Origin of the sequence: Acinetobacter sp. VT 511 (assembly GCF_001077515.1) — a bacterium.
Taxonomy (GTDB): domain Bacteria; phylum Pseudomonadota; class Gammaproteobacteria; order Pseudomonadales; family Moraxellaceae; genus Acinetobacter; species Acinetobacter schindleri.
Genome location: NZ_LFRE01000058.1, coordinates 175,307 through 181,306, shown reverse-complemented (window position 1 = coordinate 181,306; position 6,000 = coordinate 175,307). Strand labels below are relative to the sequence as shown.

Sequence of the window (6,000 nt, the reverse complement as noted above, 5' to 3'; positions counted from 1 at the left end):
ATTAGGGCGTGTCCTCATTTGAAGAATTGGTTTTAAATACTTAAAATCCTCCTTTGAGTTATTTTTATTTCTATATTTTCAATGGCACGTACTCTTCTTACCGATGATATCTGGCAGCAAATTCAAGATACTATGCGATTACATGGTTGCTACCGTTCAAAGAATAGTAGAAATATCATGGAAGCGATCTTATGGAAACTGCGTACAGGCGCCACATGGCGTGATATTCCTCAAGAATTTTGTCCTTGGCAAACTGCTTATAATCGTTTTAATCGTTGGGCAAGCAAGGGATTGTGGAATAAATTTTTTTTAGATTACGAGGCGTCTTGGATCAAGAATGGGTATTCATTGACGGAAGCTACATACGCGTGCATCAACATGCAAGTGGAGCTCGGCATGGTTTCGAAAGAGCAATTGGACAATCACGTGGTGGACGAACAACAAAAATACATCTTGCAACCGATGCGAATGGATTACCGATTGATTTTAAAATCACTGGGGGTGGCGTCCACGACAGTCAAGTTGCAAAACAACTGATTGATACTGTAGGCGAGGCAACTTATCTCATTGCTGATAAGGGGTATGATGCTGAGCACATTAGAATATATGCCCAGAACAAGGATATGATTCCCATCATTCCAATGAGATCAAATAGTAAAAGATCGAATAAGGAGTTTGATAAATATCTATATAAATTAAGACATTTAGTTGAAAATGTGTTTGCGAGATTGAAGCATTTCCGAGCGATTGCAACCCGATTTGATAAGCTTGCACGAAATTACCAGTCTATGATTTACATTGCTTGCATGTTTATTTGGTGTAAAGCCAAATGAGGACACGCCCTAATATCAAAGGGAGTATGAGTCAGGCCATTAATGGCCGCAATCCGAATAATAATGAAGATGATGGCTTTTATAACTCTGTGATGATTGAAGCCACCAGTAATTTATCAAGGTGGGGCGACCAGATCACAGACCCGTGCAGCCAGTTTTGCTGAAGAAGCAGCACGTGCTCAGGTCAATACTGCCTATCTGGATGTAGTCGATCAGGTCCGTTTGATTCGCGAACAGATTGAAAATAAACAGCGACAAATGGACATTCTGGCACAGCGCCGTGCAACCACTGTGCGCACCAGAGAGCTGTATCAGGAACAATATAAACTCGGTACTCGAACCGTAGTCGATCTGCTTAATGCAGAGCAGGCAATTCACAGCGCAGCCCAAGAAATTGAAACCGCGCGCTACGATATTTATACCGCTATTGTTCAGTACATTCAGGTCACCGGTCGCACACGCGATCTTTATGACCTTAACCGTATTTCTATTCAGGGGTTTGAAGTACAGCCATGAGTAATACAATAAATTATCAGCCGTGGCTTCAGGCGATACTTAATATCGCCAAGCATTATCGTATCGAGCCATCTGAGGAAAGAATCCGCTTACAACTCGACTGGAACCAGCATCATGATGTTGATGAGCTGCTCAAAGTTGTCACGCGTCAAATCGGACTGAATGTACGTAAAAATAAATTTGATGCCAGTCTGCTCAGTCCATGGAAATTGCCAATATTGGTAGAATTTGAAAATGGCGAAGTGGGTGTCATCGAGCGCATTGATAATGAAGGCAATGCCAGTGTACAGCTCAGTGGCGATCAGGGGTTGTCTCAGGTCTTTGACCTGGACCATCTGAAGCAGGGTGCTAAAAGCCTTTATATCTTACGTCCTGAGTCTTCAGTACCTGATGCCCGGGTCGATGAATATATCAAGCCTTTCGAAAAGAACTGGTTCTGGTCAATTGTTCTGAATGACTGGAAACGTTATATCGATGTGATGTTTGCTTCTTTAATCGAGAACATCCTCGCACTGGCTACCATTGTCTTTTCCATGAACGTGTATGACCGGGTCATTCCTTCACAGTCTATCCCGACCTTATGGGTACTGGCAGGCGGTGTATTGATTGCGGCAATCTTCGAATTTACCTTACGCGTCTCCCGGATCTATCTGTCTGATATTATCGGCAAGCGCGCTGATTTACGTATTTCTGACCAGGTTTTTGGTCATGCCTTACGCATTAAAAATAAAGAGCGTTCAAAATCTACCGGTACTTTTATTTCACAGATTCGTGAACTGGAAGGCGTCCGTGAACTGGTGACGTCTACTACGGTGACTGCAATTGCCGATCTTCCATTTTTCTTCCTGTTCCTGGGGATTTTCTGGCTCATTGGCGGAAACCTTTTCTGGGTGATGCTGTTAGTCGTACCCATAATGATTCTACCGGGGATTCTGGCACAGAAAAAACTGGGTGAGCTCGCACAAATGGGCATGCGTGAATCTGCAATCCGTAATGCATTGCTGGTGGAAGCAGTACAAGGAATTGAAGACATCAAGCTACTGCGTGCTGAATCGCGTTTCCAGAACCAGTGGAACCATATGAATGAAGTGTCCGCCGATGTCAGCATGCAGCAACGTAAAATCGTTGGTTTGATGACCGCCTGGACGCAAAAAATTCAAGGCCTGACATTTGCCATCGTCGTGTTAGTGGGCTGTTTTGCCGTTATGGAAGGTGAAATGACCACAGGTGCACTGGTTGCCTGTTCAATCCTGTCTTCGCGTATGCTTGCGCCAATTTCCCAAATTACCGGTGTGTTGGGTCGTTTACAGCAGGCGAAAGTCGCGAAAAACGGTTTGGATGAACTGATGAAAAAGCCGGTAGATCAGCCGGACTATTCTCATCTGATTCACCGCCCATTGCTAGAAGGTCAGTACGAACTGAGCGGTGCAGTATTCAAATATGGTGAAGATGACCCTAAACCGACTCTAGTCATTCCAAAACTGGAAATCAAGCCTGGGGAGAAGATTGCGATTTTGGGGCGTAACGGTGCCGGTAAATCAACCTTATTGCAGTTGTTATCCGGTATGCAAACACCGTTACAGGGCAAGGTCAAACTTGATGGGATTGACCTGAACCTGATTGACCCGGCAGATGTGCGCCGTGATATGGGCCTACTGAATCAAAATTCACAGTTATTTTATGGCAGCATTCGTGAAAACCTGACGCTGGGTGCACCCCTAGCAACTGACCAGCAAATCCTGGAAGCTTTGCAACTCACAGGTGCATTGGGCTTTGTTCAGGAAAAGAAAGAAGGCCTGGACCATATCATTCTCGAAGGTGGTGTGGGCTTTTCTGGAGGGCAGCGTCAAGCCTTGTTACTTTCTCGTTTACTGATTCGCCAACCACGAATTTTATTGCTGGATGAACCCACTGCTGCCATTGATGATGTTTCTGAGAAACAGCTGATTGATAATTTAAAAACTTATCTGATTGGCCGAACCATGGTGGTGGCTACCCATCGTCGTGCGGTACTTGAATTGGTAGATCGCATTATTGTCGTAAATGACGGCAAAATTGTGATGGATGGTCCGCGGGACCAGATCCTGAACCAATCACAAGGTGGAGCGAAGCGTGTTACGGGAGCAAGCGCATGAGTGCACAACAGGAAATCAAGCGTTCAACCAAAGTCAGCTTTCAGGAACCACCTTTGCCAAAATCAAGTGTAATTATCTGGATCATTGGCATAGGCTTACTGATTCTGCTGACATGGGCATGGTTGTTCAAGCTGGAAGAAGTTTCGACAGGCACCGGTAAAGTGATTCCCTCTTCCAAGGAACAGGTTATTCAGTCTCTGGAAGGTGGTATCCTCACCAAGCTGAACGTCAAAGAAGGTGAAATTGTCGAGCAGGGGCAGGTATTGGCGCAGCTGGATCCCACCCGTTTTGAATCCAATGTGGGTGAATCGGCTTCTCTGTTAATTTCTTCGCGTGCAACTGCGGCACGCTTACGTGCTGAAGTCACCGGTGCGCCGTTGTCCTTCCCGCCAGAGGTACTCAAAGAGCCAAAACTGGTGGCAGAGGAAACTGCATTATATAAATCGCGTCGTGCTAATCTGGAACAATCTTTAGCAGGGTTACAGCAGGCATTGGTACTGGTACAGCAAGAACTGGCGATGACTGAACCATTAGTTGCAAAAGGTGCTGCAAGCGAAGTGGAAGTTCTGCGTTTAAAGCGTGAAGCCAATGACCTGCAAAACCAGATGAATGATGTGCGGAACCAGTATTTTGTGAAAGCGCGTGAAGAGCTTGCCAAAGCCAATACTGATGTGGAAACTCAGCAACAGGTGGTACGTGGTAAATCCGATACGTTGAACCGGACTATTTTCAAATCGCCAGTACGTGGCGTGGTGAAGGAAATTGATGTCATGACCTTGGGAGGCGTCATTCCACAAAACGGCAAGTTGATGACGATTGTACCGCTGGATGAAAAATTGCTGGTCGAGGCGCGTATTTCACCACGTGATATTGCCTTTATCCGTCCGGATCAGGAAGCGCTGGTCAAAATCACCGCTTATGATTACTCGATTTATGGCGGCCTGAAAGGTAAAGTTACTGTGATTTCCCCCGATACTCTACGTGATGAAGTCAAGCAGGATCAGTTTTACTACCGCGTTTATATCCGTACCGAAAATGACAAACTGACCAATAAAGCCGGACAGGAATTTAATATCACCCCGGGCATGGTGGCCACCGTGGATATCCGTACGGGTGAAAAAACCGTACTGGATTATCTGGTTAAACCGTTTAACAAGGCTAAAGAAGCATTACGCGAACGCTAATCCTTCATAGTAGTTGTACAAAATCAAGCCTCTATGTATAGGGGCTTTTTTGTTTGTGCCAGCAAACACGTTATACTGCAACACAGTGATGTTATTGTTTGAATCCAATGTCTTTTACTATTGCCAGCCTTGTCAGTTTTGAAGAAGAGATCAAGAAGAGCCGCTTTCAGGCCTTTGCTACGCCGGTGGAATCCGAACAGGATGTAAAGGATTTTCTGGAAGTTTATCGTGATACCACCACGACGCATCAGTGTTGGGCATGGAAAATTGGACATAATGTGCGTTTTAATGATGATGGCGAGCCTTCTGGCACCGCAGGTCGACCGATTTTAGCGACCATTGAAGGCAATGAGCTGACCAATGTATTGGTGCTGGTGAATCGCTGGTATGGAGGAATCAAGCTAGGTACGGGTGGTTTGGTTCGTGCTTATGGGGGCTGTGCAGGGCAATGCCTGGTCTTGGCTGAAAAGATTGAACTGATCGAAAAGAAAAAAGTGTCCTTTCGTTGTAATTTTAGTGAATGGGCTATTTTTCAGTATGAGCTGAATCAGCAACAGATTGACTATCAGGAAGATTATATTGCAGAAGGCGTCGAGGTTATTGCGCAAATGCAGAAACATCAGATTGAGCCATTTGCCTTGAAGATCCAGGATATCAGCCGCGGACGTGAAGCCTTAAAAATTATAGATGAGCCCCAAGATGACTGAGCAGCAGGACCCTCTACTGAAATACCGCGAGCAGCATAAGCATCGTCTTAATTATATGCCGTGGCTATACTGGTCACTCAAACCTAAAAACCGGGGCTGGGCAGAACAGTGGCAGCGCGAATATCAGGACTATCTGCGTGAAATGGAAACAGTCGAGATTGGTGAGAACTGCTTTATTTCACCACTGGCCCATATCTTCGCTGAACCGGGCCGAAAAATAGTGATTGGTGATCATAGCTTTATCGCAGCGGACTGTACCTTGCATGGGCCACTAGAAATTGGCAATGAAGTCGCGATTAATCACCACTGTATTCTGGATGGTGGACGGGTAGGAATTAAGTTGCATGATCAGGTACGTATGGCAGCATATTGTCACCTGTACGCTTTTGATCATGGGATGGAGCTGGAACAGCCCATTTATAAACAGCCGGTGCGTTCCAAAGGGATTGAAATTGGCCGTGATGTCTGGCTGGGTGCTCATGTCGGCATTAAAGACGGAGTGAAAATTGCGGATCAGGCCATTGTTGGTATGAACAGTATGGTCACCAAAGATGTGGATGAACGCATGATCGTTGCAGGTAATCCGGCCAAACTGATTCGCTACCGGGATTAATACATATTTAGA

5 protein-coding genes and 1 pseudogene are annotated in these 6,000 nt (G+C 45.5%); all 6 read left to right on the top strand.

The features are described from left to right. The first annotated feature begins 81 nt into the window (after nucleotides 1–81). The 6 genes and pseudogenes from ACS72_RS17365 to ACS72_RS07155 all read left to right on the top strand — a co-directional run bounded on the left by ACS72_RS17365 (nucleotide 82) and on the right by ACS72_RS07155 (nucleotide 5,988). Nucleotides 82–833 (top strand): IS5 family transposase gene (locus ACS72_RS17365; RefSeq protein WP_228156260.1). Its coding sequence is split into 2 segments (ribosomal slippage): nucleotides 82–316 and nucleotides 316–833, totalling 753 coding nucleotides; the frame shifts between segments, so codons are not numbered across the junction. Nucleotides 834–844: 11 nt separating this feature from the next. Then, nucleotides 845–1,349 (top strand): annotated as a pseudogene (locus ACS72_RS07175) (TolC family protein); the annotation flags it as partial. Next, on the top strand, nucleotides 1,346–3,484 hold the full coding sequence (locus tag ACS72_RS07170; protein ID WP_048881703.1) for a type I secretion system permease/ATPase: 2,139 nt from the start codon (nucleotides 1,346–1,348) through the stop codon (nucleotides 3,482–3,484). The pseudogene ACS72_RS07175 and the gene ACS72_RS07170, both read left to right, overlap by 4 nt. Next, entirely contained in the window at nucleotides 3,481–4,668 is a 1,188-nt protein-coding gene (locus ACS72_RS07165) for an HlyD family efflux transporter periplasmic adaptor subunit (protein ID WP_004894337.1), read from the top strand. The genes ACS72_RS07170 and ACS72_RS07165 overlap by 4 nt, the downstream gene beginning before the upstream one ends. 107 nt (nucleotides 4,669–4,775) lie before the next feature. Next, on the top strand, nucleotides 4,776–5,375 hold the full coding sequence (locus tag ACS72_RS07160) for a YigZ family protein (protein ID WP_048881702.1): 600 nt from the start codon (nucleotides 4,776–4,778) through the stop codon (nucleotides 5,373–5,375). Next, nucleotides 5,368–5,988: an acyltransferase gene (locus ACS72_RS07155; RefSeq protein WP_005221714.1), complete on the top strand. Its 621-nt coding sequence runs from the start codon at nucleotides 5,368–5,370 to the stop codon at nucleotides 5,986–5,988. The genes ACS72_RS07160 and ACS72_RS07155 overlap by 8 nt, the downstream gene beginning before the upstream one ends. The last annotated feature ends 12 nt before the right edge of the window (nucleotides 5,989–6,000 follow it).